Below are 26733 nucleotides of genomic sequence, written 5' to 3'. Positions count from 1 at the left end.
GGCGGCGCGCCGCGCCGCCGCCTTGATCTATACAGGAACTATTCGGCAGTGCTCGGGTTGTGTTGCGCCGCCTTCTGGGCTTCGGCGATGAGTTCGACGAGGTCGGCTATGAGTTTTGGGCTGGCGGCGATGGTGGCTCGTGCGGTCATGGTGTGTGGGCTGCCGTCGATGTCGACGACGGTGGCTCCGGCTTCGCGGGCGATGAGGACGCCTGCGGCGGTGTCCCATGGGTTGTTGCTGAGCATGATGAGGGCGTCGGTCTTGCCGTCGGCTACCCATGCGAGGTCGATTGCGGCTGATCCGAACATGCGGATGCGTTGGACGCGGGCGGCGAGTTCTTGGGTGAGTGCGAGTCGGGGACGGTTGCGTTCCTGGGCGTTGTCGCCGACGGCGTAGTCGCCTATGGAGACTATGGCGGCGTCCAGGTCGCGGGTGTCGCTGGTTCGGATGTCGGTCTTGTTGGCTTGGGCGCCTGCTCCTTCGGCTGCGGTGTAGCGGGTGCCGAGGAACGGCAGGTCGATGACGCCGAGGGTGGGCGTGTCCTTGTCGATCAGGCCCAGGGAGACGCCGCACAAGGGGATGCCGTGCAGGAAGTTCGCGGTGCCGTCTACGGGGTCGAGTGCCCACATGAGGCCGTTGCCGGTGTGGCTGACGCCTTCTTCCTCGCCGAGGAATCCGATCTCGGGTGTTTCGCGGGACAGGAACTTCCGGACGGCGTGTTCGACGGCGTAGTCGACTTCGGTGGCCATGTCCCGGTCGCCTTTGGCGGTGACGACTCCTGGGGCCTTGGTGCGGATGATCTCGCTGGCGATGGTGGCGGCGTGCTCGGCGATCGGGAGGAGGGTCCGGATGTCGATGGTCATACGGGTCTGCTCCGCTCCCACATTGAGGTGAACACCTGGTCGAAGACGGGGAACAAGCCATCCGCGGCGGTGTTGTCGGTGATCACCAGAGTAGGCGAGTCGACTCCACGAGCTTGAGGCAGGTAGGGCTGAACGACGCACAGCCCACGATCCACGAGGAGGATGTTGAAGCGGATCGTCTCGTCATAAACGTGCAGCTCAAGTCGCTGTGCTGACTCGGGGTCGAGCCGGTCTCGCAATCTGGTCAGCATGCTGATGTTGAGCGCGGTCAACGTCGTCAGCGTCCCGTCGGTGTATCTCTCCTCGGCCTCGCGGGCGCGGATCGCCTCGCCTTTCGGATCGAGGAACAGGCACCGGATCCGGGTGCCGGAGTCCAGCAGGCGCTTGAGCTGGTGATCCGGGTAGCTCTGGCAGATGATGTTGAGGGACAGCCCCGCCGCACTGATCTCTTTCGCGCTGTCGAACAACGTTGACGCCGGATAGGCAGAGGAGAAGGCGGCACGGCTGCTGAACACGGCGGACACGTCGGCCAACTGCGGCCCGACGCAGACTTGGGGCTCGGGGCCGGCGCTTCTGACTGTCTCCGGCTCGGTCCTGGGCGCGGCCACCTCGACGCCGTTCGTCGAGAACAGCTCGTCGGCGGTCTTGCCTGGAAACATCGCCTCCAACACGCGGCAGTGATCGGAGTACGGCAGACCCTTGAGCTCGCCGGTCAGCCAGCGGTGGAGCTGAGCACGACTCGGCCACCCACCCTGCAACGAGGAGTCCACCTTCTTGGCCGCTTTGTCGTACTCCTTGCAGAACGTGCTGTACGTCTGCCAGTGGCGTTGCCTCAGGAGCACCTTCAAAAGGATCTGCCGGTCAGTCATGATCCACGCCTCGGGCTGGGGGCCTTGTAAGCCCAGATTAGCGACGGAGACGAGCGCGGACGAGACAGAGACGAGACAAAGAGACACCTGAATGATCACAGACGGTACTCGCGGGCGGTCGAGACGTGACAGGTGATCGGGCAATCCTCACTGCATGACTGCGCGATGTGACTCCTGCTCGGGGCGGGGCTGGAAGTACGTCAGCCTTCGCCGCGCCGTGGTGGCCGCCGAGAGCCCCGGTGACACCGCCCCCGGCGAACAGCAACGGGCGGACTGCTGGCGATGCGGCGGAACTGGGACGGTAGGTGGATCCTCATGATCGTGATGTCCGATTGCCTGAGCCCTCACGTTGCCATGGCTCGGGGTGATCACATGCGCCTCGTCTGGCGGGATCCGTTCAAGGCGGAAAGCCGAGTCCGGGTGGTCTCATGGACCTGTGGGTGTCGCGCCACCGTGTACGAGCTGTGCCATGCGGGTGGCGCTGCCTACATCCGTCGAACCATCCAGCTCGAGGGCGCTCCTGAAGTCCAGGAGACCTATCGTTGGCTGTTCAGAGAAGCCGAAGAGGTGTGGAGAGCGCTTCTGAGCGGCGAGGCGCGATAGGCGGTTCGGTGCAACGTTGTCCATACCGTCGCATCTCGGGGCCGGTGGGGACTGCTGTAGCGCAGACAGACAGTCCCCACCCCTCCGAACTCCCTGCCCGCAGAGGGGGAGACAGGAGCAGGGTCCGCAGCTAGACTTCACGACAAGTCGAGTTGTTGGATGGTCGTCATGTCGTCTGAAGAGTTCGCGCCCCCGAAGTACGCTCAGATCGTCCAGGCGATCAGGCGGAAGATCGCGGACGGCACCTATCCGCCGGGGTCCCAACTTCCGTCCGAGACGCAGCTTGTTCGCGAGTTCCGTGTGAGCCGGCCGACCGTCGTGCGGGCGCTCCAAGTGCTCCAGCTCCGAGGCGTGATCGAACGGGAGCACGGCAAGGGTTCCTTCGTGAAGGCGGCCTCGCCCGACTTGGCGGAGGAGAGTACCCGACCTGGGCGAGCTGTGCTCGACCGAGTGGAAGTCGACGAGAATGGCTCGCTTGTGGATGCGGGTCCTGTCGTCGCGCCCGCCCCTGTGGCGAAGCTCCTTGACGTTCCTGACGACTCTCTTCTGGTACGGCGGCGTGTCCTGTTCCACGATGGCGAGCGGTCAACCGACCTCGTCACCATCTGGTGTGCAGCCGGTCTAGCGGACGGAACGGACCTCGGCGCGGCCGAACTCCTCGAAACGAGCATCAGGCAGCATCTCCAGGCCTCCAAGGGGTTGAAGCTCCAACATGTCGTGGAACGCCTAAGCGCTCGACACCCCACTGCCGACGAGGCCAAGCTTCTGGACTTGCGCAAGACGGCGCCGGTCCTCGGGGTGCTGGCGAGCGTTTTCAATGGCGGCGGCAGGCCCGTTCTCGTTGTGGATCTGGTGCTTCCCGGCGCTCTCCATGAACTGGAAGACGCTTACTCGATCTGAGCCTCCGCTGGAGTGAACTGCGCAAGGATCATGTAGGCGTCCGGTGCCTCGTGATATCCGGCCCGGACGACGTGACGCCCCATGGGCAGGTTGATCCGTAGGTGCACCTCTCCTTGGAGGTACTCATGTCCGTAAACCGAATCAAAGAGGATCAATGGCTCGCTGACATCCCACGTCAGCTCATCGTCCCAGGCCACTTTCCCTGATTCCACAGCATTCGAAGCTGCCTCCACGAGCGCGGCGGTCGAGTCGGCAGCGATCCATCGGACGAGAACGCGTTGTCGCGGTAAGAATGTCGCGAGGCCGGGGTGGTCTCCAAAAACCAGAGCTTCGACCGGGCTCACCTCGATGAGGTCGATATACCCATCGACTTCGCAAGCGCGGCCATAGTCGCCTTCATTGTCCGGGTAATCCCGTGGCGACCCCTGCCAGTACTGGCAGGCGGACTCGGGAATGACGATGTGGGGTCCGCCTAATGTTGAGACCCAGGTCAGCCCTGCCGTTTCGTCCGAGCTTGCGCCATTTTGTGCCATGCCGATCAGAGTAAAGGCCGCAACCCGTTTAAATAATCTCGTCAACTCGTGTTATCGAGTGCCTGAGAGTGGGGTATCTTGACGACAGCTCGACAAGTCGAGTTAGCGACAAGACGACCACCCAAGGAGTACTCCTCATGGCACTGCAAGGTCCGATCCCCGTCACGTTCGACATGGTCTTCCCGCACGGCTGCTACATCGTCGGAGAGGTCGAGCCCGTCAAGGACTTCGACGCCTCCACGAGCGGGCGCTTCGTCCAGGCGCGTGACAAGCAGACGGGTGAGCTCGTCTGGCAGGTCACGGTCATGGACGCGGACCCGTCGCTCAAGGCCGCGCAGAAGACCGTGGCAGTGAAGGTCCTCAGCCCGGTGCAGCCGGTTCCTCCGGCTCCGATGCCGGGGCTGCCGTTCACGCCGGTCGAGTTCGACCACGTCACGGTTACGCCGTACGTCAACCAGTCGGGACGGCTGGCGTACTCGATCCGGGTCCGTGAGATGCGGGCTCCACGCGCCGCCGCGAAGACGACAGCAAAGGACGCTGCCTGACGCTCAGCGGGGCCGCAGGAAGCGGCAACTTCCGGCGGCCCCTCGTTCTCCCGCACACACCACATGCTTGGAAGGACTCCAGCGTAATGTTCAAGAGGATGCCCGGCGACGAGCCGCACCGCATCGTCTCCACCACCCCCGACACGGCGGTGGTCTTCAAACCCGCCGTGGTCCAGACCCCGGCCTTCATCACGTTCGTCATCTACGGCTGGCGCTTCGCGTCGGCGCTGATTCTTACGATCTGGCGTCACCCGGTGGCGGTCGCCGTGCCCGTGGCTCTGGGATTCACCTGGAGCCGGTACGGCTGGCTGCTGGCGACGTCCGTGTTCGGGCTCGTCGTCCTGGCTCTTCTCGCCTGGGCTTCTATCGACCTGGCTTCGTTCGCCAGTCTCGTCGGCCGGCGGCTGTTGGCCTGGTGGCGGTTGATGTGGGTCTACCGCCGTCACTGGCAGTCGGTCATGGACGTCTCCGGCCTGGCCAAGCGTGTGCACGGCCGCGGCTACCTGCCCCGGCTGGTCCGCGTCCAGTGCGACGGCTGGGCCGACCGGATCACTGTCCGGATGCTCAAGGGGCAGGCGGTCAAGGACTGGGCCGACCGTACTGACAACCTCGCCCAGGGCTTCGGCGCAACCTCTTGCCGGGTCGCCCTGGTCAAGGGCGGGCTGTTGCTGCTCACCTTCCCGCGCAGTGATCCATTGGCCGCGCCGATACCAGCGCTCCCCATCCCGGACGAGGCGATGGTCGGGCCGGTCGAGATCGGCAAGCAGGAGGACGGCAGGCCGTTGAGGCTCAAGGTTCACGGCACGCACGTCCTGATCGCGGGCGCGACCGGGGCGGGCAAGGGCTCCTTCCTATGGGACACGATCCGCGGCTTGCTCCCGGCCATGCGGGCGGGCCTGGTAGAGGTCTGGGCGCTCGATCCGAAATCGATGGAGCTGTCCTACGGGCGAGAGCTGTTCCAGGGCAGGTATGCCGCTGATCCGGCTGACTGCGCCGACCTGCTGGACGAGGCCGTCAACGTCATGCAGAAGCGCGCGGCCCGCTTCTCCGGCCTCCAGCGCTCCCACGTCCCGACCATTGAGGACCCGTTCGTCCTGGTCCTCGTCGACGAGGTGGCCTTCCTGACCGCCTACCAGCCCGACAAGCACCTCAGGCACCGCATCTCCGCCGCGCTGGCCACGCTCGCCACTCAGGGCCGTTCGGTCGGTGTGGGGGTCATGGCGGCCTTGCAGGACCCACGCAAGGAGGTCATGAACATCCGCAACCTGTTCCCGGACAAGATCGCGCTCCGGCTGGATGAGTCCGAACAGGTGGACATGGTCCTCGGCGAAGGCGCTCGGGATCGCGGTGCCCTGGCTGATCACATCTCGCCGGTTCCCGAGTTGGGCGCGGGCGTGGCTTACATGCGCCTCGAAACCTCGTGCGAACCGATCCGGGTCCGTGCGGCCTACGTCTCCGACTCCGACATCCGGCAGATGGTCGCCCTCTTCACCGAAAGGGGTGAGGCCGCATGACGCTCGCTCACTTCCTCGACGGCCTGCGCTGCTCCAACTGCGCGGAGCTCAACGTCCTGTGGCTCGACCCGATCCGCGCCCTGGCCAAGTGCCGCGAGTGCGGACAGCTCGCGCTCGCGTTCCCCGAGATGGGAGAGGAGGTCCGTTGACTGATCGCAAGACTCCGCGCGCCGTCCGCATGGCTCAGCCGCTCGCGCGTGACGTGGCCGAGGAGATCGCCAAGCTGCACGGCGTCTGCATCCGGCCTGTGGCGCTCAAGCGGCTCGACATGGCCACTGGGAGGACGGAGGTCGTCGATGTCCCGTGTGGCTCTCCGCTGGAGAGCAAGTGCCCTCCCTGCGCCAAGCGCAACAAGCAACTTCGCATGGCCCAATGCCGGGAGGGTTGGCACCTCGACGAGGAACCGGTCATCACGCCCGACGAGGCGACCGACGAACAGCGCTGGCTCGTCGAGTTCCGCGCTGACATCCAGGCTCAGCGAGATGGCGCGGAAAAGGCCGGCGGCGACACCACCGACTTGGACGCGGTACTCACCGGGCTCGACATAGAGATAAACGAGGCCGGGATGCGGGGGAGCGTCCTGGGACGTACGGCTCCCAAGCGGGTCCGCTCGACCAAGCGCCGCCAGGACGCCCCCAACCTGCCCAAGCGCAAGATGGCCAGCACCACGCTAGGGCGGACCTTCGAGGCTGCGGACGGCAAGATCTACCGGCCCTCGCTGTTCGTCACGCTGACCCTGCCGAGCTACGGGAAGGTCTGGAACGGCGCTCCCATAGATCCGGACGGCTACGACTACGCGCGGGCGGCTCGCGATGCGCTGCACTTCTCCAAGGTGGTCGATCGGTTCGTGCAGAACCTACGTCGCGTCGCTGGTTACGACGTGCAGTACTTCGCCACGGTGGAGCCTCAGAAGCGGCTCGCTCCGCACCTGCACATGGCGATCAGGGGCACCCTGCCTCGGTCGGAGATCAAGCAGATCGCCGCAGCCACCTATCACCAGGTCTGGTGGCCACAGGCCGACAAGGTCGTCTTCGATGGCGACCACCTTCCCATCTGGGAAGAGGGCGTCGGCTACCTCGATCCCGACACCGGCGAAGTTCTCACCGCCTGGGACGAGGCCCTCGACCAGCTCGGCGAAGAACCGTTGCACGTGATCCGCTTCGGTGATCAGGTGGACGTCAAGGGGGTGCTCGCGGGCTCAGGCGACGCTGACCAGTGCATCCGCTATCTGTCCAAGTACCTGACCAAGGCGCTCGGGGACACCCTCGACGGCCAGGCCCAGCGAGAGCACGCGGCCCGCTTCGTCGACGCCCTGCGCTACGAGCCGTGCTCGCCGACCTGCTCGAACTGGCTGCGGTACGGCGTCCAGCCCAAGGGCGCCAAGCCGGGGATGGCTCCCGGCCGGTGCCGCTCCAAGGCCCACAAGCCCGAGCACCTGGGCTACGCGGGCCGCCGCGTCCTGGTCTCGCGGAAGTGGTCGAACAAGACGCTGGCCGAGCACAAGCAGGACCGCCGTACCTGGGTCCTTGAAGCCCTCGGCCAACCCGATGAGCCGACAGATCCGCACCGCTACGTCTGGCGCCCCGTCAGGGCCGGTGATCCCGACCTCGCCCCGATCGGTGTCCGGCTCCTCCGGTCCATCGCCGAACGCCAGCGATGGCGTGCCCACCTGAGACAGCTCGAAGAACAGAGTCTTTCGGCAAATCCGGCAGCGGCCTGAAGGGAGGTAGACCTTGGACCAACTGTTCACCGTTCCGGAGGCGGCCGAGCTGCTGCACACCTCGGATCGCTTCGTCCGCCGACTGATCGCCGAACGGCGCATCGAGTTCGTGAAGGTCGGGCGGCACGTCCGCATCCGCGAATCAGCACTGATCGCTTTCGTTGTCGCGGGCACCGTCGCGCCTATGACGACCTTCGAGGCAACTGGGAGGGCGGCCTGATGGCGAACAAGGACAACCACCGCCGTTTCGGCAACATCCGGAAGCGCGAGTCAGGGCGCTACCAGATCCGCTATCCGGCCCCTGACGGTCGCATGAGGACAGGCACGGAGACCTACGAGCGCAAGTCGGATGCGGAGCGGGCGCTGTCACTCATCGAGGCGCAGATGATCAGAGGGGAGTGGACCGACCCGGAGCGCGGCAAGGTCAAGCTCAAGGACTATGCCGAGACCTGGATCGACCAGCGCCCTGGCCTGCGGCCTCGGACGGTCGATCTCTACCGCTGGCTGCTCAAGAAGCACATCACCCCGTATCTCGGCAATGTGCAGGTGGCCAAGCTCTCCACGTCCACCATTCGGCAGTGGAGAGCAGACCTCCTCGGCAACGGCGTGTCGGTGGGGATGGCGGCCAAGGCGTACAGGCTGCTGCGGGCGGTGCTGATGACCGCTACCGAAGATGACGGGATCATCGCGAAGAATCCATGCCGGATCCGCGGGGCCGGTGACGAGCACGCGGAGGAACGCCCGGTGCTCTCCGTCGCGCAGATCTTCGTGCTGGCTGATCGTGTGGGGCGGCGGCCCGTCGGCAACGTCCGGAAGGTCAAGGACCGCGTCTACCGGCTGCGCTTCCAGCGGCACGGCGAGATGCGCACGCATCCGGAGGTCTTCCTCACCCGTGTGGAGGCTGAACGGGCGCTGTGGAAGATGGGGAGGGACGGCAGGGCGGACGTCACGCATGACCGCCGATTCCGCGCCATGGTCCTGCTGGCCACCTTCGCGAGCCTGCGGTGGGGTGAGGTCAGTGCGCTACGCCGGATGGACGTCGATCTCGATGCGAGGACTGTCCGTGTCCGGATGGCGTATGTGGAGCGCTCGTCCGGCGGCCTGGTGCTCGGGCCGCCCAAGTCCAAGGCTGGTCGTCGGACGGTGGGCATCCCGCAGAGCATTGTCCCCATCCTCCGAGAGCACATGGACACCTACGTCCAGCACGAGCCGGGCTCGCTCATGTTTCCGGGCGCGAAGGGCGGTCCGCTGCGACGGAGCGGCTTCAATAGCCGCACGCGGTGGGTCGATGTGGTCGCGGAGATGGGTCTCTGCGGGCTGCACTTCCACGACCTGAGGCACACGGGGAACATGCTGGCCGCCGAGTCGGGCGCGGGCCTCAAGGACCTCATGGCGCGCATGGGGCACGACAACGTACGAGCTGCGATGATCTATCAGCACGCGGTCAGAGGCGCGGACAAGACGATCACCGACGCGATTGATAAGCAGCTCGAAGCGCACGAGGACGGCGGAGCGGCGGGAGCTCGTTGAAGCGGGGTGATCGGGGGCTAATGGCCCGTTAATGGCCCGAGAAGATCAAACAAGTTCAGAGAAGATCAAGGCCCGGGTTGGGATTCTCATCCTGACCTGGGCCTTCGCAGTGAGAGCGGGTGACGGGAATCGAACCCGCGCTGTCAGCTTGGGAAGCTGATGTTCTGCCATTGAACTACACCCGCATGGGCCGAAGCCGCGCCCCTACTCTAGCGGAAAGTCGGCGTACTTCAGCAAGCCAGCGGCGCCCGAGTACGTGCGCGCCACGCGGTAGGTTGCTCAACGTGCTGCTATCCGACCGTGACATCCTTGCCGAGATCGACAACGGACGGCTCGCGCTGGACCCCTTCGAGCGGGAAATGATCCAGCCGTCGAGCGTCGACGTCCGGCTTGACAGGTATTTCCGGGTCTTCGAGAACCATAGATATCCACACATCGACCCGTCGATCGAACAGCCAGATCTGACCCGCATGGTGGAGCCCGCCGGTGATGACCCGTTCATCCTGCATCCTGGCGAGTTCGTGCTGGCCTCGACGTACGAGGTGGTGAGCCTGCCCGATGATCTGGCGTCGAGGCTGGAGGGGAAGAGCTCTCTGGGCCGGCTGGGCTTGCTGACGCATTCGACGGCGGGGTTCATCGATCCGGGGTTCAGCGGCCATGTGACACTGGAGCTGTCGAACGTGGCGACGTTGCCGATCAAGCTCTGGCCGGGCATGAAGATCGGGCAACTGTGCCTGTTCCGGTTGAGCTCTCCGGCCGAGCATCCGTACGGGTCGCAGAAGTACGGCTCCCGCTACCAGGGGCAGCGCGGGCCGACTCCGTCGCGGTCCTTCAGGAACTTCCATCGGACGAAGATCTGACACGGATCTGACACGGCAAGGCACAGAAAGTGGCCCGAACCTCGGTGTCCGTGGGACATGTGCCGGGTAGCCACAAGGAGAACATGACATGAAGTTCGCATTTCGCCTGGTAAGCCGTACTCTCTTCACGGACCATCCCCGCACATCTGGAGAACGACGTGCGCCTGCGTCTCACGCCACGTGAGGACAGCTACTACGACCTGTTCGCGGATTCCGCGAACAACCTGGTCACGGCATCACGCCTGCTTGTGGAGATCATCAGCGATGGCTCGGACCGGGAAGCCCTGGCCGAGAAGATGCGCGCCTGCGAGCACGCCGGTGACGAACGCACCCATGCGATCATGAACCGGCTCAACGAGAGCTTCATCACTCCCTTCGACCGGGAGGACATCTACCGCCTCGCCTCCAACCTCGACGACGTCATGGACGCCATGGAGGCCGCGTCCGACCTCATCGTGCTCTACCAGCTCGACCACCTGCCCAAGGACGTCGTCCGGCAGGTCGAGGTGCTGGAGCGGGCCGCCGAGCTGACCGCCGAGGCCATGCCGCGGCTGCGGTCGATGAAGAACCTCAACGAGTTCTGGATCGAGGTCAACCGGCTGGAGAACCAGGGCGACCAGGTCTACAGGCGGCTGCTGGCCAAGCTGTTCAGCGGTGAGTACGACGCGCTCACGGTCATGAAAATGAAGGAGGTCGTCGACGCGCTGGAAGAGGCCGCCGACGCCTTCGAGCACGTGGCGAACACGGTCGAGTCGATCGCGGTCAAGGAAAGCTGACTTCGGTGGACCTCACGCTCGCCCTCGTCATGGGCGTGGTCGTCATCGCGCTTGCCTTCGACTACACCAACGGGTTCCACGACGCGGCGAACGCCATCGCGACGTCGGTCTCGACCAGGGCGCTCACCCCCAGAGCCGCGCTGTTCATGGCCGCGGCGATGAACTTCATCGGCGCGCATCTCGGCATCCAGGTGGCACAGACAGTCGGCAAGGGCATCATCGACGCCCCCAGCGGCCCGCACGGCCTGGTCATCGTGGCTTCGGCGCTGATCGGCGCGATCTGCTGGAACCTGATCACCTGGTACTTCGGCCTGCCCTCCTCCTCCAGTCACGCGCTCATCGGCGGCCTGGTCGGCGCCGCGCTGGCCTCCACCAGCGTGGTGCACTGGGACGGCGTGATCACGAAGGTGGTCATCCCGATGGTCCTGTCGCCGCTGATCGGCTTCTCGCTCGCCGCGGCGATCATGATCGCAATTTATTGGATCTTCCGCAACAGCCAGCCCGGCAAGACCAACCGCGGCTTCCGCCACGCCCAGACCGTCTCGGCCGCCGCGATGGCGCTCGGGCACGGCCTGCAGGACGCGCAGAAGACGATGGGTGTGATCTTCCTGGCGCTCACCGTCGGCGGCTACGCGAGCGCGAACGCGGAGATCCCGCAGTGGGTCATCCTCGCGTCCGCGGGCGCGATCTCGCTGGGGACGTACGCGGGCGGCTGGCGCATCATGCGGACGCTCGGTCGCCGCATCATCGCGCTGGACCCGCCCCAGGGGTTCGCGGCGGAGTCGGCCGCGGCGGTCGTCCTGTACGGGGCGGCCATCGCCTTCGGGGCGCCCATCTCCACCACGCACACGATCACCACAGCGATCATGGGCGTGGGGGCCACCAAGCGGCTGTCGGCCGTGCGGTGGGGGGTGGCCGGCAACATCGTGACGGCGTGGGTCCTCACGATTCCCGCGGCTGCCCTGGTGGCTGCTCTGTCGTACTTCGCGCTGCACTGGATGGTGGAGTAGCGGCGTACATCACGTCCACGTCCCAGCGGTCGAACCCCAGGGACTCGTAGAGCCTGATCGCGGCCGTGTTGGCCTCGTCCACGTAGAGCATCGCCTGGGCGAGGCCGCGCGAGCGCAGGTGGCTCAGCCCGGCCAGGGTGAGCGCCCTGCCCAGCCCGGTGCCCTGCTGTGAGGGGTCGACGCCGACCACGTAGACCTCGCCGAGCGGCTCGTGGCCGTGTTCGGACGAGCCGTGGACCTTCGTCCAGTGGAAGCCGACGAGCTGGTCGTCGCGGACGGCGAGGAAGAACCCGGCCGGGTCGAACCAGGGCTCCGCCTCGCGCTGGAGCAGGTCGTTGGCCGTCCACGAGCCCTGCTCCGGGTGGTGGGCGAAGGCCGCGGCGTTCACCTTGAGCCACGCCTCCTCGTCCTGGCCCGGGACGAACGTGCGCAGCCGCACCCCGGCGGGCAGGTCGAAGGCGGTCAGCGGCGCGTACAGCGAGCGGCGCATCTGCCACAGCGAGCGCACCCGCTCGAAGCCCGAGGACGCGGCCAGCGCCCCCGCGCCCGCGTGGTCGCCGTGCGCCCACAGCCGCAGCCGCCCGCCGGTCAGGTCCAGGACGGCACGGAGCAGCTGCTCGCCGTGCCCCTTGCGGCGGTATGCCGGGTGGATGACGAGTTCGCCGCTCGGCCCCTCGACCTCGTCCGTCGGGTCCACGTGGGCGTATCCGGCCAGCACGCCGTCGGCGTGGAGCAGCAGCGAACGGACGCGTGGATCGCCGCCGTAGCGTAGGTGCAGCATGACGTGCTCGTTCAGCGGACGGACGCCGTCGGCCTCCGTCGCCGCTTCCACGACACCTAGGACGTCGGTGATTTCCTGGTCATCAAGTCGTTCTCTGATCTCCACGTGCGTTGTCACAGTCCGAACTCTAAGCGTCTGACTGGCAAATAACGCCATGTGGCAGTCCGACGAATCGTTACCTTTGGGACATTGGCTGCATAGGTTGCCACCGTAACGTCTTGGGGCATGATGTCTCGTTCCCTCCTCCGGCTGGTGCTGGCCGGAGCCGTCGCCACGGGTGGTGCCCTGCTCGCCGCCGTTCCGGCGGACGCGAGCAACGCACCCAAGACGGTCCCCGTCCGCCTGCTCGCGCTCAATGACTTCCACGGCAACCTCGAGCCGCCGACCGGCAACTCCGGAAGGATGGTCGACGAGCACGGCAACACCGTCGACGCCGGCGGGGCCGCCTACATCGCCGCGCACATGAAGGCGCTGACCGACAAGAACACGATCGCCGTGGCCCAGGGCGACCTGATCGGCGCGTCGCCGCTGATCTCGGCGGCCTACCACGACGAGCCGTCGGTCGAGTTCCTGGGCAAGCTCGGACTGAAAGTGGCCGCGGTCGGCAACCACGAGTTCGACGAGGGCTACGCCGAGCTGCGCCGGATCATGAAGGGCGGCTGCCACCCGGTCGACGGCTGCTCGCCCGCCGGCCAGTGGACGGGCGCCAAGTACGACTACGTCGGCGCGAACGTGCTGTTCAAGAACGGCGACGCGAAGTCCGACGCGCTGGAGGGGCTCGGGCACGCCGGCCAGATCACGAAGCTGATGAAGGACTGGGGCGTGCCCGCGCTCCCGCCGGTCAGCATCCAGTGGATGAACGGCGTGCCGATCGGCTTCATCGGCCTGGTCACGCAGACCACGCCGAACATCGTCTCGTCCGACGGCATCAAGGACCTCAAGTTCGTGGACGAGGTGAAGGCCGCCAACATGGCCTCCAAGCTGCTCAAGCTGGTGGGCGTCAAGGCCCAGGTCGTGCTCGTGCACGAGGGCGACCAGGTGACGGCCGGCCAGTCGCCGGACGCGTGCAGCGCGGTCCCCGGCGCGGGCAACCGCATCGCCACCCAGGTGGACCCGGAGATCGACGTGGTGCTCAGCGGCCACTCGCACCAGGCGTACCTGTGCAAGGTCAAGGACCCGGCCGGCCATGACCGCCTCTACTCGCAGGGCGGCTCGTTCGGGCGCGTCATCACGCAGGTGGACCTCAAGGTGGACGTCAAGTCCCGGGACATCGACAGGGCCTCGGTCGTGGCGGACAACCACGTGGTGACCCGCACGATCGAACCGGATGGCGACATCAACGACTTCGTGAAGCTCTGGAAGGACAACGTGTCGTCCGTCGCCGACAAGCCCGTCGGCAAGATCACCGAGGAGATCACCAACAAGGCTGTTCCGAGCGGCGAGTCCCCTCTGGGCAACCTGATCGCCGACGGCCAGCTCGCGGCCACCAAGGCCGGCGGCAACGCGCAGATCGCGCTGATGAACCCGGGCGGCGTCCGGGCCCCCCTGTCGTACAAGGGCGAGGGCGTGGTCACCTACGGTGACGCGTTCACCGTCCAGCCCTTCAACAACCTCCTGCAGGTCGTCACGCTGACGGGCGCGCAGCTCAAGACGGTGCTGGAGCAGCAGTTCACCGGGGGCCCGAACAACCAGGCCTTCACCAAGATCCTGCAGCCCTCGGCGAACCTGACCTACACCTACAGCAACTCCGCCGCCTGGGGCTCGAAGGTCTCCGACATCCGGATCGACGGGCAGCCGGTGACGGACGCGCAGCAGATCCGGGTCGCGGTGAACAACTTCCTCGTCGGCGGCGGTGACGCCTTCGCAGCCTTCAAGGACGGCAAGGACCTGTGGAGCGGCCCCCTGGACATCGACGCCTTCGTCGATCAGCTGGGCAAGGACAACCCCATCGCCCCGCCCGCCACCAACCGCATCAAGGTCGTCGACTGACCTCTCACCCAGATGAAGGGCCCGCTTCTCTTCTCTTCTAGTCGGCATCGACTCCCGGACCGGACGACGATGGCGTAACGGCCGCAAGCCGATCGGCAAGCACGTGGGGGGCCACCGATCACATCGGTGGCCCCTCCCGCTGCCGGCCCGGCGCGGGAAACCCCTGATGACCGGCGCCGAGCCCGGCGGGTAGAGCCTGCAGTGCCGGACGGTGTGATCGAGTTGGACCTGCCCATGTGCGCCCTTTCGAGAAGCGGGCCCTTCCGCTACCCGAGCAGCAGCGCCGTGACGAACTGGAGCAGGTGCCAGGCGACGTAGGCGCCGAGCGAGCAGAACGCCCACTCCTTGGCCCTGGTGACGCGGGAGATCCAGCGCAGCGCCTCCACCGGGTCGCGGCGCTCGCGGACCGCCCGTGCCAGCAGGAGCGCGGACGCCGCCCAGGCCGCGGTCGAGCCCGCCAGCAGGCCGAGCGCGAGGGCGAGCAGCGGGCCCCGGGAGGGCGGCAGGTCGGCGGGCAGGAGCTGCCTGGTCCAGGCCCCCAAGACGCCGGCCAGCAGGGCGAGCGTGATCCGCCTGTCCTTGCGTGCCTGACGTCTGAGCCACCGCAGGTCTCGACGCAGTTGGTTCCTGAGCATCCGGATCGCCTCCGACGAGTAGCTGGGATACCAGCTAACGGGAGGAGCCCGGCCAAGATCTCCGACCTAGATGTCCTGAAATTTACGATATTTCGCGGAGTTCGGCGGTCGCCCTTTTCAGCTCGAAGACGTCACCCACCTCCTCCAGGATGCGCACCGCCTCGGCCAGGTGCACGCGGGCCGCCACGGCGTCGCCGAGCCGGTGGGCGATCAGCCCGAGGGTACGCAGCGCGCAGCCCAGGTCCCGGCGGGTGCCGCAGCCGAGGTGGACGTCCCTGGCCTGGACGGCGTGGGCCAGCGCCTCGTCGGCGCGGTCCAGGTCGAGCAGGATCATCGCGAGCGTGGTCAGCGCCGCCGCCCAGCGGTCCCTGGTGCCGGTCTCGTCCTGCAGTTCGACGGTCTCGGTGGCGTAGCCGAGCGCCGCGCCGGGACGTCCCGCGGTGTGCAGGGCCTGCGCGATCGACAGCAGCGCGCTGGCCCTGTTGCCGCGTGTCTCCTCCCTGATCGCCAGCGACGCCCTGGCGGCCCGGAGCGCGTCCTCGTGCCGGTCGAGCGACAGGTACGTGTACGCGAGCGTCTCCTGGACGTCCGCCTCCGCTCGGCGGCTGCCCATGCCCTGGACGATGTCCAGCGCCTCCAGCGCGTACACGAACGCCACCTGCGGCAGCCCCTGCCGCCGCCGCACCCGCGCCAGCCTGTTGAGCATCCGCGCCTCCACCGGCAGGTCGCGGATGACTCGGCTGATCGCCAGGGCCTGGCCGAGATAGTCGTTCGCGCGCAGGTAGTCGGCCAGCCGCCAGTGCACCAGCCCGATCTCGCCGAGCGTCTCGGCCCTGCCCTGCTCGTGGTGGAGCTCCCGCTGCACGGCCAGCGCCTGCTCGTAGTGGTCGAGCGCCTCGTCGTAGCGCGAGCCGTTGCGCGCGACGCGGCCGAGGGCGCACAGCGCCAGGCCGCAGCCGTGCTGGTCGCCGGTCGCCGTGTAACCGGCGAGCGCCCGCTCCGCGTCGCGCTGCGCGTCGTGCGGCAGCCGCAGCGAGTCGTAGATCTCGGCCAGGCAGAGCAGCGTCTCGGCCTCGCTGTGCTCGTCGCCCAGCTCGTGGCAGAGCGCCAGCGCCTCCAGGCCCTCCGACAGCGCCGCGTTCGGCTCGCCGAGCTGCTGCCGCACCCTGGCCAGGATGATCAGGCTCTGCGCGGTGCCGCTGCGGTCGCCGATCGCCTCTCGCAGCCGCAGGGCCTCACCCGCGTAATGCAGCGCCGGCTCGTGCCGCTCCTGCGACACGTGCAGTCGCGAGAGCGTGTGCAGGCAGCCCGCGACCCCGGCCCTGTCGCCGATCTCGCGGTAGAGCTCTAGCGCCTGGTCCGCGCAGGCCAGCGCCTCCTCGCCGTTGCCCGCGATGCCGTGCACCTCGGCCAGGTCGTTGAGCGCGCGGGCGCGCCCCTCGCGGTCGCCGAGCGCGGCGAAGTCGGCCAGCGCCTCCCCGATGAAGCGGGCGGCCAGCGTGGACGGGCCGATGTCGCGGTGGATGGACCCGAGGTGGCCGCGCATCGCCGCGATGGCCCGCCGGTTGCCGATGCTCAGCGCCGAGCGTAGCCCGGCCTGCTGGATCTCCAGGTTGTTCTCGTAGTACCGCAACGCCCTGAACGGCTCGAACACGGCCGCCGCGAGCTGCCACGCGATGCCGTGCGAGGACGTCTCCTCCGCCAGGCGCACCACGGAGACCAGCGAGCGGCGTTCCGCCCCGAACCACTCGCGCGGCGTCGCCGGGTCGGACGCGACCGCCAGGTAGTGGTCGAGCAGGCGGACGCGGGCCTCCCGCACGCCCGCCTCCGCGTGCCTGCCCAGCTCCCTGGCCAGCCGCTTGACCAGGTCGTGCACCCGGTACCGCGGGCCGGGCAGCGGCTCGACGAGGTAGGCCCGGTGCAGGCCCTCCACGGCGACCACCGCCTCGCTCACCGGGGCGCCCAGCGCGGCGGCCAGCACCTCCGGGGTGAAGTCGCGTCCGGGAAGCAGCCCGACGTGGCGGAACGCCCGCCGCTGCCCCGGCGACAACGCCTCGTAGGCCAGGTCGAGCGCGGAACGGAACGCCTCCTCCGGGTCGCCGGAGAACGGCACGCTGCGCTCGGGCCCGCGCAGCTCCCGTACCCGCGACTCGACACTGAGCCCCGGGCTCTCGGCGAGCTTGGCGGCCGAGATGCGCAGCGCGAACGGATGGTACGAGCAGACCCTGGCCAGCTCGGCCAGCGCGTCGCGGTCGGCGGAGCGCGGCGAGCCGGGGCCGAGCACGGCCACCAGCAGCGCGACCGCGTTGCCCGGGTCGAGCACGGGCAGGTCCATCAGGTCGGCGTGGCCGGTCGCCCGCAGCGGCGCCATCCTGGTCCTGCTGGTCACCAGTACGACGCAGTCCTTGTTGCCCGGCAGCAACGTCCGCACCTGCGCCGGGTCGGCGGCGTTGTCGAGGATGAGGAGCAGCCTGCGCCCGGCGAGCCTGCTGCGGTAGAGCAGCATCAGCTCGGCCTCGTCGGCGGCGGGCATGTGCTCGCCGACGCCGAGCGAGCGCAGGATCTGCCCGAGCGCCTCGGCCGGGGTCATCGGCGGCAGGCTGGGCGACTGGCCGCGCAGGTCGATCACGATCTGCCCGTCGGGGAACCTGTTCGCGTGCACGTGTGCCCAGTGCGTGACCAGCGCGGTCTTGCCCACTCCCGGCAGGCCCTGGACGACCATCGTGTTCGTCCGCCGGGGGCGCTCCAGCCACCTGGTGAGCAGGTCGAGGCTCTGCTGCCTGCCCGTGAAGTCCGCGACGTCGGCGGGGAGCTGGGCCGGGCGCGGCACCTCGCCGGCGGGCAGCGGGTCGGCCCGCGTCCCCGGCCTGGTGAGGAACGGTGTCACCGGCCCGTTCCAGGGCGCGGACAGGTGCTCCCAGCCGCCGGCGGCGCCGCGTAACGCGGCCGCGTCGGTGACGCGCAGCCGCCGGTAGCCGGGCCGCACCAGCCAGCCCCGCGCCACCCACTGCGCGAGCTGCCGCTGCACCACGTCGGGCGCGCTGCCCACGAGGTCGGCCAGGGTCTCCATGGACAGCGGCGGCGCCGACTCCGCGGCCAGTCCGTACCGCTCGTCCAGGTGCAGCAGCCAGACGGCCAGCCGCGCCGCGACGGGCGCGCGAGCCAGGGCCTCGTGCCTGCGGGCGGCCACGTTCCGCGCGAACAGCTCCCGCACCAGCGCGGTGGCGACGGCCGGGTTCGAGGACGCGTGCTCGCGCAGCGCGTGCATGTCGATCGGCCAGGCCCGCACCTCGGTCAGCGCGTCGATCCTGACGCGCTCGCCGGCGTTCCAGAAGGCCAGCTCGCCCACCAGGTCGCCGCCCGCGCGCAGGTCGTGAATGGCCTCGCGCTCACCGGCCGGGGTGTACTCCCTGGCGTATCCGTAGTCGATCAGGTAGACGCGGTTCGCGGGCCGCGATGGGGAGCAGATCAGTTCGTTGCGCCGGTACACGCGGGGCCGGACGGTCTCGTCGACGAGCGACCTGAGGACATCAACCACGACACCACCGATTCCCCGGACGGCGGTGTCCGCGACGTGACAGAGAACGTTGTGACACAGAGGCGCCGCCCTAACGGGCGGCCTGTCACATCAGTGGACCCTCGCACGGCCCCACTGTCAACTCATCCGTCAACTCACACGTGCGCGGGATCCACCCGGTCGGGGACGAACCGGTAGCCGACGTTGCGCACGGTGCCGATCAGCGACTCGTACTCGGTGCCGAGCTTCGCGCGCAACCGCCTGACGTGGACGTCCACCGTTCTGGTGCCGCCGAAGTAGTCATAGCCCCAGACCTCCTGCAGGAGCTGGGCCCGGGTGAACACCCGGCCGGGGTGCTGGGCCAGGTACTTGAGCAGCTCGAACTCCTTGAACGTCAGGTCGAGCACCCGGTTGCGCAGGCGGGCGGTGTAGGTGGCCTCGTCGATCGACAGGTCGCCGCTGCGAATCTCGTCGGGGACCTCCTCGGCGGACGTCTGGGACATGCGGCCCGTGGCCATCCGCAGGCGGGCCTCGACCTCGGCGGGACCCGCGCTGTCGAGCAGCACGTCGTCGACGCCCCACTCGGCCGTCATCGCCGCCAGCCCGCCCTCGGTGACGATCACCAGCAGCGGGCAGTCGATTCCGGTCGTCCGGATCAGCCGGCACAGGCCCTTGGCGTGCGCCAGCTCCTTGCGCGCGTCGACCAGCACGGCGTCGGCGGGGGGCGTGTCGATCAGTGCGGACGCCTCCGCGGGCGAGACGCGGACCGAGTGGAGCAGCAACCCCAGCGCCGGCAGCACCTCGGCGGACGGCTCGAGGGCGTTGGTCAGCAGGAGCAGGTTGCTCATATCGGCCTCCTCAAACACGCAAGGACCCGGGGGCTACGTCGCCCAGGTCCCTGTAGGCGAGGATATCCCACGCGAAAGTCGAGTCCATTGCGCGTCCAACTGATGAACGGCGATTCAACGGAAACACCGGTGTAAAGGCGGACGCACAATGGAGCGGAGTCGATTGTGAGGTGGCCATGGCCACGGGAAAAGTGCGTTATTGGGCCGCGGCCAAGGAGGCGGCGGGGCTGGCGGAGGAGCCGTTCGAGGCGGCAACTCTTGGCGAACTCATGACGAAAATCACACAGAATCGCGCCGAACTCGCCCGGGTGGTGGCCCGATCGTCTTTTCTGCTCGACGGCTCGCCGGTGGGCAGACGCGATCACGACGAGGTGGCGCTGAACGACGGTGTGACGGTCGAGGTGCTGCCACCCTTCGCCGGGGGGTGATCGAAGCCTTTGTGGGGGAATGAGCCGATAAGCTCTTGAACCCCGCCGAGACAGGGAGCCCGATGCGCAAGCTGATCATTTTCCTGATCGTGCTGATCGTCCTCCTTGTCGCCGTCGATCGGGTGGCGGTCGCGGGCGTGCAGCGCGACCTCGCCAACCGGATCGCGGCGGCGACCGACCTCAGCAGCCAGCCGACCGTGACCATCGAGGGCATCCCCTTTCTCACCCAGGCCATCTCGGGGCACTACCCGGAGGTGCGCTTCGATCTCGGAACCCTCACCTACGGCGGCGTGCCGGTCAGGAACCTGCAGGGTGCCGCCTACAACGTGACCGCGCCGCTGGCCGACGTCCTCCAGAACAGGGCCGACATCAGAGCGGAGCGGCTGACCGTCCGTGGGACCCTGACGAGTCAGACGATCGACAAGTTCGCCCCCAAGGGGGTCAAGATCAGCGGCAACGGCCGGCAGCTCGTCGCGTCGGGAGAGGTGGCTGTGGGGGCGAACAAGGTGAAGTTCAACGCGGAGCTGCGAGTCGAGGTGGTCGGCAACGGCATCAGGCTCCAGGCGGAGAAGATCGAGGGCGTGCCCGACCAGCTCGCCGGGCTCGTCGCCTACACCATCCCGTTCAAAGGCAAGCTGCCCTTCGACGTGAAGGTGACCGGCGTGCGGAGCGTGTCCGGCGGGCTGGAGTTCACGGCCGAGGCGACCGACGTGCCACTACGTGGATGAACCCGTGGACGAGCCTGAACCGACCGGCCCCGCCGTACGTGAAGAGGGTGTGAGCCCAGCTGGCACCGCCGACGAGGAACTCGTGCGCACACTCTTCGACGAACATGCCGGGCCACTGTACGGATACGTGCTGCGACTGACAGGCGATTCGGGACGGGCGGAGGACGTCGTGCAGGAGACGCTGCTGCGGGCCTGGCGGCACCCTGAGGCGCTCGGTGACCGTCCGATCCGCGCGTGGCTGTTCACCGTCGCCCGCAACCTCGTCGTCGACCAGCACCGCGCCCGCAAGGCGCGCCCGCAGGAGACGGGCGACGAGGCCCTCGCCGTGCTGCCCGCCGACGACGAGCTGGAGCGGGCGGTCGAGTCGTGGGCCGTGGCGGAGGCGCTGGCCGCGTTGCGGCCCGAGCACCGCGAGGTGCTGCTGGAGGTCTACTACCGGGGGCGATCGGTGAAGGAGGCGTCGGCGACGCTGGGCATTCCGCCGGGCACGGTCAAGTCGCGCACCTACTACGCGCTGCGGGCGCTCAAGCTCGCGCTCCAGGAGCGAGGGCTGGCGCCATGACGTGCGAGGAGGTGCGGCTGGCGCTGGGCGCCCACGCGCTCGGCGCGCTCGACCCCGACGAGGCGCTGGAGATCGACACCCATCTGGCCACCTGCGAGGCGTGCGGCGCCGAGCTGGAGGAGCTGGCGGGTGTCGCCGGATTCCTCGGCAAGGTGTCCGAGCGCGACGTCGAACTGGTGGCCAGTCCGCCCCGCCAGGTGCTCGACCGGCTGCTGGACGCCCGCGCCAAGCGGCACAGGAGGGGGCGCATCTTCCTGGCCGCCGCCGCCTCGGCCGCGGTGCTGGCCGTCGGCGGCACGGTCTGGACCGCCGTCGGCAACGGCGGCGGCAGCGCGACGAGCGGCGCTGCGGCCCCCAAGGTCGCCGCCCAGCAGAACGAGGCCGAGCCGGACATGCTGGCCCAGGACAGCGCTCCCGAGAACAAGCTCAGGTTCGACCAGCCGACCCCGCGTCCGAGCGCCACGCCGTCGCTGCCGGGCCGCGAGTTCACCGGCGAGAACACGGCCAGGGGGTTCGGCGCCACGGTCACGGCCTTCCCCGGGGGCGACCTGTCCGTGCGAATCTCCGGCGTGCCGATCGGCACCAGGTGCGAGCTCGTCGTCGTCGCCAAGACCGGCGATCGGGACGTCACCGAGGGCTGGACCGTCAGCCGCGCGACCTACCGGGACAACGCCGTCTTCCCCCGCCACACCCGGATCCCGATGGCCGACATCGCCAGGTTCGAGATCGTCGGCCAGGACGGCAGGCCGCTGGTGAAGATCAAGGTGAGCGGGCGGAAGTAATCCCGGTCGCCCGCGGTTACACCTGAGACGATGACCGGTGTCTGGATCGTGCTGGCCACGCTGGCGCTCGGAACGATGATCGGGGTGGTGAAACTGCGCCGCGACGGACGCGTGCGTGCGGCCGGCGACGGCCGGCTGGCCGAAGGCGATCTCGGGGCCCCGCTGGGGGAGCGGGCCACGCTGGTGCAGTTCTCGACCGCGTTCTGCCAGCCGTGCCGGGCCACCAGGAGGGTCCTGGCCGACGTGAGCGCGCTGGTTCCCGGCGTGTCGCACGTCGAGATCGACGCCGAGTCCCGGCTGGATCTGGTGCGCCGGCTCGACATCATGCGGACGCCGACGGTGCTCGTCCTCGACGGGCTGGGAAACATCGTGGAAAGGGCCTCTGGCCAGCCAAGGAAGGCCGATGTGCTGGCCGCGCTCGGCGACGCGGTGTCTCATGACCCGTCTCACGACCCGTCTCATGACTCGGACGAGATGTGACAGATGACGAGACGCCGAGTAGTGTCATCGCCATGAACCCATCGACGGAGCTGCTGACGAAGCGGCGTGCGGTTGACTTCTGCCGCGTCGCCACCGCGCTCTGTCGCGCTGCCTGAGGACGGTCTCGCGCGGATTTCGATCCGCCCCGATTGCGACCCCTTCAGGAGCATCCCGCGATGCGTGCAGACCCTAGAGCGCTGCGTTTCGGCGCGGCCATCACCACCCTGGTCCTCGCCATCGTCCTCGTGACGGAGAGCGAGTGGTTGCTGGCCGCCCAGGCGGTGGTCTTCATGCTCGGTGCGGTTAACCGCTCGCCCTACGCGATGCTCTTCAAGGCGCTGGTCAAGAGCGCCCCGAAGGAGACCGAGGACCTGCGCCCGCCCCGCTTCGCACAGGGTGTCGGGCTGGCCTTCGCTGTCGCGGGCCTGATCGGATCTCTGGCCGGGATCACGCCGCTCGCCCTCGTGGCGACGGCCGCGGCTCTCCTCGCCGCATTCCTCAACGCAGCCTTCGGACTCTGCCTTGGCTGCGAGATGTACCTGCTGATTCGCCGTCTACCGCCCGCAGCCAACATGGAGGTTCCCCAATGAGCCGCTCCGCCGTACTGGTGGATGCCGACTGGGTCGAGTCCAACCTCGACACCCCTGGCGTCGTCCTCGTCGAAGTCGACGAGGACACCAGCGCCTACGACAAGGGCCACATCCGTGGTGCCGTGAAGATCGACTGGCGGCAGGACCTCCAGGACCCGGTGCGCCGCGACTTCGTGGACAAGACCGGTTTCGAGGCCCTGCTGTCCGAGCGCGGCATCTCCAACGATGACACCGTCGTCCTGTACGGCGGTAACAACAACTGGTTCGCCTCCTACGCGTACTGGTACTTCAAGCTCTACGGCCACGACAACGTCAAGCTGCTCGACGGCGGGCGCAAGAAGTGGGAGCTCGACTCCCGCGAGCTGGTCAAGGACGTTCCGCAGCGCGCCGCGACCCAGTACACCGCCCAGGAGCAGGACAGCGCCATCCGCGCCTTCCGCGACGACGTGGTCGCCGCCATCGGCAAGCTCAACCTGGTCGACGTGCGCTCGCCCGACGAGTTCACCGGCAAGCTGCTCGCTCCCGCCCACCTGCCGCAGGAGCAGGCGCAGCGCGCCGGCCACGTGCCCACCGCCCGTAACATCCCGTGGTCGAAGGCCGCCAACGACGACGGCACGTTCAAGTCCGACGACGACCTGAGGGCCCTCTACGCGGGCGAGGGCGTCGACTTCGACAAGGACACCATCGCCTACTGCCGTATCGGCGAGCGCTCCGCGCACACCTGGTTCGTGCTGCACGAGCTGCTCGACCAGGCCAACGTGAAGAACTACGACGGTTCATGGACCGAGTACGGCTCGCTCGTGGGCGTGCCGATCGAGCTGGGGGAGGCCCGCTGATGACTGCACAGGGTTGCGGAGCGCCGGAGCAGACGATCGCGCTGCCGGCCGGTATCGACCTGACCAACCAGGCCGTGATCCAGGGGGTGGTGACGGGCGCGGGCACCGCGTACGCGCGCCTGCTGGACCACTCCGGTGAGTTCACCGGTGAGGTCGTGGTGTCCGACGACGGCGTCTTCCGCTTCTTCGCCGCGCCGGGCGACTGGACCGTCCGCATCATCGCGGGCGGCGGGGTCACGCGGGACGTCCAGGTAGCGGCCCGCCTCGGCGAGGTCTCCCAGCTGGCCGTCGCCGTCTGATCAGATCCGCGCGCGCTGGTCGCGTAGAGGGGGCTCGCGTCTCAGGACGCGGGCCCTCTCCTGTTTCTGGCGTGACATTCTGGTCAGGTGCAACCGAATCGGGCATCGCGGTGTTCTAGCGGACGTGAGTGATTTCGTGCGCCTTGACCCGGTCAGGAAGGCGCTTCTCGACGATCTTGACGAGGGGTTCGCCGAACTGTTCAGCGCCCATCGTGGCCTGGTCTTCTCCACCGCCCTGCGGATGAGCGGGCGGTGGGCCGACGCCGAGGACCTCACGGCCGAGACCTTCCTGCGCGCCTACCGGGCGCTCACCGGGTACGACCGCGAGCGGATCGCGGCGCTCCAGCCGCGGCCCTGGGTGCTGACGATCCTGATGAACATCTGGCGCAACTGTGCCCGGGCCAAATCCCGGAAACCGCCGCCCGACCTGCGCGAGGAGCCGGTCGAGAGCGTCGATCCCCGCGAAGGGGTGGAGGAGGCGGCGGTGCGGCGGGAGACCGGGAAGGAGTTGTCGGAGCTGCTGGGCCTGCTGCCCGACGAGCAGCGGGCCGCCGTGGTGCTGCGGCACGTCGTCGACCTGCCGGTCAGCGAGATCGCCGCGGTGCTCCAAATCCCCCAGGGCACGGTGAAGTCGCACGTGTCACGGGGGTTGCGACGGCTGCGGACACTGGGAGGTACCCGATGAACCAGGACCAGTTGCTCGCCGGGCTCGCGGCGCTGGCCACCGACGCGCCCGCGGGGCTGCTCGACCGGATCGCGGCGCGCTGGGTCAGGGTGCCCGGCCCGATCGGGGAGCTGACCGTGGCGTTCACCGACCAGGGCGTCGCCTACCTGCGCGAGGGTGACGGGTTCGCGGCCGCCTTCAGGCAGCGGTTCGGGCGCCCGCTGGTGGCCGCCGAGCGTCCGCCCGCCGGGCTGCTGCCCGCGCTGCGCAGCGGGAGGCTGTCCGGCCTGGCACTGGACCTGCGCGGGGTGAGCGACTTCCAGCGGGACGTGCTGGCCGCCGTCCAGGGCATCCCGAGGGGCGAGGTGCGGCCGTACTCGTGGGTCGCCGCGCGGATCGGCAGGCCCGCGGCGGTGCGGGCGGTGGGCGCGGCGCTGGAGGACAACCCGGTGCCGCTGCTGGTCCCGTGCCATCGGGTGACGCGGTCCGACGGCGGCCTGGGCGGGTACGTGTTCGGCGCGGCGGCCAAGGAACGGCTGCTGGAGGGAGAAGGGGTGGACCTCGGCCGGGTCCGCGGGCTGGCGCGCGAGCGGGTGTTCTACCTGGCGAGCGACACCACGGGCGTGGTGTGCTTCCCCACCTGCCACAACGCCCGCCGCATCACGGCCAGGCACCGGCACGGCTTCCGCACGATCGCCCAGGCGAGGGCGGCCGGATACCGCCCGTGCCGCACCTGCCAGCCCGCTCAGCCCGGTTCGTCGGCTCTGACCGGCGCGGCCGGGTAGCGCATGAGGAGGGTGGCGCGGACCTCGTCCGGGCCGAGGGACTCGTAGGCGTGCGGGACGTCGGAGACCCACGAGATGTGCTCGCCCGGCCCGGCCGTCACGGGCCGGCCCACCGGGCCCGCCGTCAGCGTGCCGGTGAAGACCGTGATGTGCTCCGTGACGCCCTCGTGGTGGGCGGGAGAGAACTGGCTGGTGCCCGGCGGCATGCGCATCCGGTAGAGCTCGTAGGTGACGTGCTCGTCCTCGAAGACCTTCAGGAGCGTGGCCTCGATGGCCGCGCCGTGCATGACCTGCGGCTCGGGCAGGGGGTCGAGGATGGCGCCGATGGGCACCCCGAGCTGGGCGGTGATCGCCCAGAGGGTCTCCAGGGTGGGGTTGCGCGTGCCGTTCTCCACCCCGGACAGCGTGGCCTTGCCGACGCCCGCCCGCCTGGCGAGCTCGGACAGCGAGAGCCCGGCGGCCCGGCGCAGCTGCCGGACGCGTTCTCCCACCACGCGGGGGTCGGTGTCGAGCGCGGGACGCGGTTCCATGCCGACATCGTCCCCCACGGGCGGGCGATCGTGGACTCGCCGGGGGCGAGCCCCCGGCGAACGGGCTGCTAGGCGGCCAGCTTGCGTTCCACGCGGGCCACCGAGTCCGCGTACTCGGGGTCGTGGTTCATGGCCGCCGCGAGCCGCAGGTGGGGCAGGGCCTCCTCGTGCCTGCTCGACCGTTCCAGCGTCCGTCCGAGAAGGAAGCGGACGTAGTGGTCGGTCGGGTCCCGGTCCAGCAGGGCCGTGAGCGCTTCGCGGGCGCGTCCGAGCTGGGCCGAGTGGTAGTAGGCGCGGGCGGCGAGGAGTTGCACGCCGTGGTCGCCGGCGTGCGCGTCGAGGAGCGGGTCGAGCATCTGGAGGGCGCCGAGCGGGTCCCGCTGGGCCAGCAGTCGCTCGGCGTAGCGGTACCGTTCGACCTCGGTGAGGTACGTCATGGATAGTTGAACATGCAACCACCTGTCTCTCATTCCGAGTTGCTGGTGCGGTGTATGTGACAGACCGCTACGATTCAGCAGATGTCCGGATCGTCAGGTCTGATGGCACCGCCCCGACC

Annotated in this window: 31 protein-coding genes and 1 tRNA gene; 22 read left to right on the top strand and 10 right to left on the bottom strand. The window is 68.6% G+C overall.

The annotated features are described in order from the left end of the window. Positions 1-38: 38 nt before the first annotated feature. On the bottom strand, positions 39-863 hold the full coding sequence (locus ABZ297_RS13905; protein ID WP_355344510.1) for an inositol monophosphatase family protein: 825 nt from the start codon (positions 861-863) through the stop codon (positions 39-41). Continuing rightward, positions 860-1732 (bottom strand): DUF5919 domain-containing protein, encoded by an 873-nt coding sequence (locus ABZ297_RS13900; RefSeq protein WP_355344507.1) that lies wholly within the window; start codon positions 1730-1732, stop codon positions 860-862. The genes ABZ297_RS13905 and ABZ297_RS13900 overlap by 4 nt, the downstream gene beginning before the upstream one ends. Before the next feature lie 771 nt (positions 1733-2503). Here ABZ297_RS13900 and ABZ297_RS13895 point away from each other — a divergent pair. After that, a complete protein-coding gene (locus tag ABZ297_RS13895; protein WP_355344504.1) occupies positions 2504-3235 on the top strand; it encodes a GntR family transcriptional regulator in 732 nt (243 codons plus the stop codon). On the opposite strand, the gene ABZ297_RS13890 is transcribed toward ABZ297_RS13895, so the two are convergent. Beyond that, complete coding sequence (locus ABZ297_RS13890; protein ID WP_355344501.1) at positions 3223-3768, bottom strand: Imm21 family immunity protein; 546 nt, start codon at positions 3766-3768, stop codon at positions 3223-3225. The genes ABZ297_RS13895 and ABZ297_RS13890 overlap by 13 nt on opposite strands. A gap of 137 nt (positions 3769-3905) precedes the next feature. Here ABZ297_RS13890 and ABZ297_RS13885 point away from each other — a divergent pair, with 137 nt between their 5' ends. The 6 genes from ABZ297_RS13885 to ABZ297_RS13860 all read left to right on the top strand — a co-directional run bounded on the left by ABZ297_RS13885 (position 3906) and on the right by ABZ297_RS13860 (position 9077). Continuing rightward, entirely contained in the window at positions 3906-4313 is a 408-nt protein-coding gene (locus ABZ297_RS13885; protein WP_355344498.1) for a plasmid replication, integration and excision activator, read from the top strand. A gap of 86 nt (positions 4314-4399) precedes the next feature. Continuing rightward, positions 4400-5827: an FtsK/SpoIIIE domain-containing protein gene (locus tag ABZ297_RS13880; RefSeq protein WP_355344495.1), complete on the top strand. Its 1428-nt coding sequence runs from the start codon at positions 4400-4402 to the stop codon at positions 5825-5827. Further along, positions 5824-5976: a hypothetical protein gene (locus tag ABZ297_RS13875; RefSeq protein WP_355344493.1), complete on the top strand. Its 153-nt coding sequence runs from the start codon at positions 5824-5826 to the stop codon at positions 5974-5976. Before ABZ297_RS13880 ends, ABZ297_RS13875 begins: the two co-directional genes overlap by 4 nt. Positions 5977-6005: 29 nt before the next feature. Beyond that, on the top strand, positions 6006-7547 hold the full coding sequence (locus ABZ297_RS13870; RefSeq protein WP_355344522.1) for a replication initiator: 1542 nt from the start codon (positions 6006-6008) through the stop codon (positions 7545-7547). 13 nt (positions 7548-7560) lie between these two features. Continuing rightward, positions 7561-7767, top strand: coding sequence for a helix-turn-helix domain-containing protein (locus tag ABZ297_RS13865; protein WP_355344490.1), 207 nt, complete (start codon positions 7561-7563; stop codon positions 7765-7767). Beyond that, positions 7767-9077 (top strand): site-specific integrase, encoded by a 1311-nt coding sequence (locus ABZ297_RS13860; RefSeq protein ID WP_355344487.1) that lies wholly within the window; start codon positions 7767-7769, stop codon positions 9075-9077. Before ABZ297_RS13865 ends, ABZ297_RS13860 begins: the two co-directional genes overlap by 1 nt. Positions 9078-9191: 114 nt before the next feature. Here ABZ297_RS13860 and ABZ297_RS13855 read toward each other — a convergent pair. Beyond that, a tRNA-Gly gene (locus tag ABZ297_RS13855) sits at positions 9192-9262 on the bottom strand. A 99-nt stretch (positions 9263-9361) separates the two neighbouring features. Here ABZ297_RS13855 and dcd point away from each other — a divergent pair. From dcd to ABZ297_RS13840, 3 genes are all read left to right on the top strand, one after another. Next, positions 9362-9937: a dCTP deaminase gene (dcd, locus tag ABZ297_RS13850; protein ID WP_355344484.1), complete on the top strand. Its 576-nt coding sequence runs from the start codon at positions 9362-9364 to the stop codon at positions 9935-9937. Between the two features lie 158 nt (positions 9938-10095). Further along, a complete protein-coding gene (locus ABZ297_RS13845; RefSeq protein WP_350813216.1) occupies positions 10096-10713 on the top strand; it encodes a DUF47 family protein in 618 nt (205 codons plus the stop codon). A 5-nt stretch (positions 10714-10718) separates the two neighbouring features. Next, positions 10719-11723, top strand: coding sequence for an inorganic phosphate transporter (locus tag ABZ297_RS13840; RefSeq protein WP_355344480.1), 1005 nt, complete (start codon positions 10719-10721; stop codon positions 11721-11723). Here the strand turns inward: ABZ297_RS13840 and mshD are convergent. Continuing rightward, a complete protein-coding gene (gene mshD / locus ABZ297_RS13835; protein WP_355344477.1) occupies positions 11656-12621 on the bottom strand; it encodes a mycothiol synthase in 966 nt (321 codons plus the stop codon). The genes ABZ297_RS13840 and mshD overlap by 68 nt on opposite strands. A gap of 108 nt (positions 12622-12729) precedes the next feature. Between mshD and ABZ297_RS13830 the strand changes: the two genes are divergently transcribed. Next, entirely contained in the window at positions 12730-14493 is a 1764-nt protein-coding gene (locus ABZ297_RS13830; RefSeq protein WP_355344474.1) for a bifunctional metallophosphatase/5'-nucleotidase, read from the top strand. Between the two features lie 266 nt (positions 14494-14759). On the opposite strand, the gene ABZ297_RS13825 is transcribed toward ABZ297_RS13830, so the two are convergent. The 3 genes from ABZ297_RS13825 to ABZ297_RS13815 form a co-directional block, all read right to left on the bottom strand. Beyond that, entirely contained in the window at positions 14760-15128 is a 369-nt protein-coding gene (locus ABZ297_RS13825) for a hypothetical protein (protein WP_355344471.1), read from the bottom strand. An 82-nt stretch (positions 15129-15210) separates the two neighbouring features. Beyond that, positions 15211-18666 (bottom strand): tetratricopeptide repeat protein, encoded by a 3456-nt coding sequence (locus tag ABZ297_RS13820; protein WP_355344468.1) that lies wholly within the window; start codon positions 18664-18666, stop codon positions 15211-15213. 134 nt (positions 18667-18800) lie between these two features. Continuing rightward, positions 18801-19493 (bottom strand): response regulator transcription factor, encoded by a 693-nt coding sequence (locus ABZ297_RS13815; protein ID WP_355344465.1) that lies wholly within the window; start codon positions 19491-19493, stop codon positions 18801-18803. A gap of 176 nt (positions 19494-19669) precedes the next feature. On the opposite strand from ABZ297_RS13815, the gene ABZ297_RS13810 reads away from it, so the two are divergent. The 11 genes from ABZ297_RS13810 (at position 19670) to ABZ297_RS13760 (ending at position 25647) form a co-directional block, all read left to right on the top strand. After that, positions 19670-19921, top strand: coding sequence for a MoaD/ThiS family protein (locus tag ABZ297_RS13810; protein WP_350813220.1), 252 nt, complete (start codon positions 19670-19672; stop codon positions 19919-19921). Positions 19922-19983: 62 nt separating this feature from the next. Continuing rightward, positions 19984-20649, top strand: a complete 666-nt coding sequence (locus ABZ297_RS13805) for a DUF2993 domain-containing protein (RefSeq protein WP_355344463.1) — start codon at positions 19984-19986, stop codon at positions 20647-20649. A gap of 49 nt (positions 20650-20698) precedes the next feature. Next, a complete protein-coding gene (locus tag ABZ297_RS13800; RefSeq protein ID WP_355344519.1) occupies positions 20699-21211 on the top strand; it encodes a sigma-70 family RNA polymerase sigma factor in 513 nt (170 codons plus the stop codon). Continuing rightward, positions 21208-21993 (top strand): zf-HC2 domain-containing protein, encoded by a 786-nt coding sequence (locus tag ABZ297_RS13795; RefSeq protein ID WP_355344460.1) that lies wholly within the window; start codon positions 21208-21210, stop codon positions 21991-21993. The genes ABZ297_RS13800 and ABZ297_RS13795 overlap by 4 nt, the downstream gene beginning before the upstream one ends. 75 nt (positions 21994-22068) lie before the next feature. Beyond that, entirely contained in the window at positions 22069-22473 is a 405-nt protein-coding gene (locus tag ABZ297_RS13790; RefSeq protein WP_355344516.1) for a thioredoxin family protein, read from the top strand. 32 nt (positions 22474-22505) lie between these two features. Next, positions 22506-22589, top strand: a complete 84-nt coding sequence (locus ABZ297_RS13785; protein ID WP_350668905.1) for a putative leader peptide — start codon at positions 22506-22508, stop codon at positions 22587-22589. Between the two features lie 60 nt (positions 22590-22649). Next, positions 22650-23063 (top strand): DUF4395 domain-containing protein, encoded by a 414-nt coding sequence (locus ABZ297_RS13780; protein WP_355344457.1) that lies wholly within the window; start codon positions 22650-22652, stop codon positions 23061-23063. After that, positions 23060-23899 carry a sulfurtransferase gene (locus ABZ297_RS13775; protein WP_355344454.1) on the top strand — a complete coding sequence of 280 codons (840 nt, stop codon included), beginning with the start codon at positions 23060-23062 and terminating at the stop codon, positions 23897-23899. The genes ABZ297_RS13780 and ABZ297_RS13775 overlap by 4 nt, the downstream gene beginning before the upstream one ends. Beyond that, the gene (locus ABZ297_RS13770) at positions 23899-24198 is read left to right on the top strand and encodes a DUF1416 domain-containing protein (protein ID WP_355344451.1); all 300 of its coding nucleotides are present in this window, start codon (positions 23899-23901) and stop codon (positions 24196-24198) included. Before ABZ297_RS13775 ends, ABZ297_RS13770 begins: the two co-directional genes overlap by 1 nt. Before the next feature lie 124 nt (positions 24199-24322). After that, complete coding sequence (locus ABZ297_RS13765) at positions 24323-24883, top strand: sigma-70 family RNA polymerase sigma factor (protein WP_355344448.1); 561 nt, start codon at positions 24323-24325, stop codon at positions 24881-24883. Further along, entirely contained in the window at positions 24880-25647 is a 768-nt protein-coding gene (locus ABZ297_RS13760) for a methylated-DNA--[protein]-cysteine S-methyltransferase (protein WP_355344445.1), read from the top strand. Before ABZ297_RS13765 ends, ABZ297_RS13760 begins: the two co-directional genes overlap by 4 nt. Here the strand turns inward: ABZ297_RS13760 and ABZ297_RS13755 are convergent. Further along, positions 25608-26177, bottom strand: a complete 570-nt coding sequence (locus ABZ297_RS13755) for an XRE family transcriptional regulator (RefSeq protein ID WP_355344442.1) — start codon at positions 26175-26177, stop codon at positions 25608-25610. The genes ABZ297_RS13760 and ABZ297_RS13755 overlap by 40 nt on opposite strands. Before the next feature lie 68 nt (positions 26178-26245). Beyond that, entirely contained in the window at positions 26246-26614 is a 369-nt protein-coding gene (locus ABZ297_RS13750) for a tetratricopeptide repeat protein (protein ID WP_355344439.1), read from the bottom strand. Between the last annotated feature and the right edge of the window lie 119 nt (positions 26615-26733).

The organism is Nonomuraea sp. NPDC005983, assembly GCF_040614375.1.
In the GTDB taxonomy this organism is placed as follows: domain Bacteria; phylum Actinomycetota; class Actinomycetes; order Streptosporangiales; family Streptosporangiaceae; genus Nonomuraea.
Note: the sequence above shows the minus strand (reverse complement) of the source record. Positions and strands in the feature narration are given on the sequence as shown.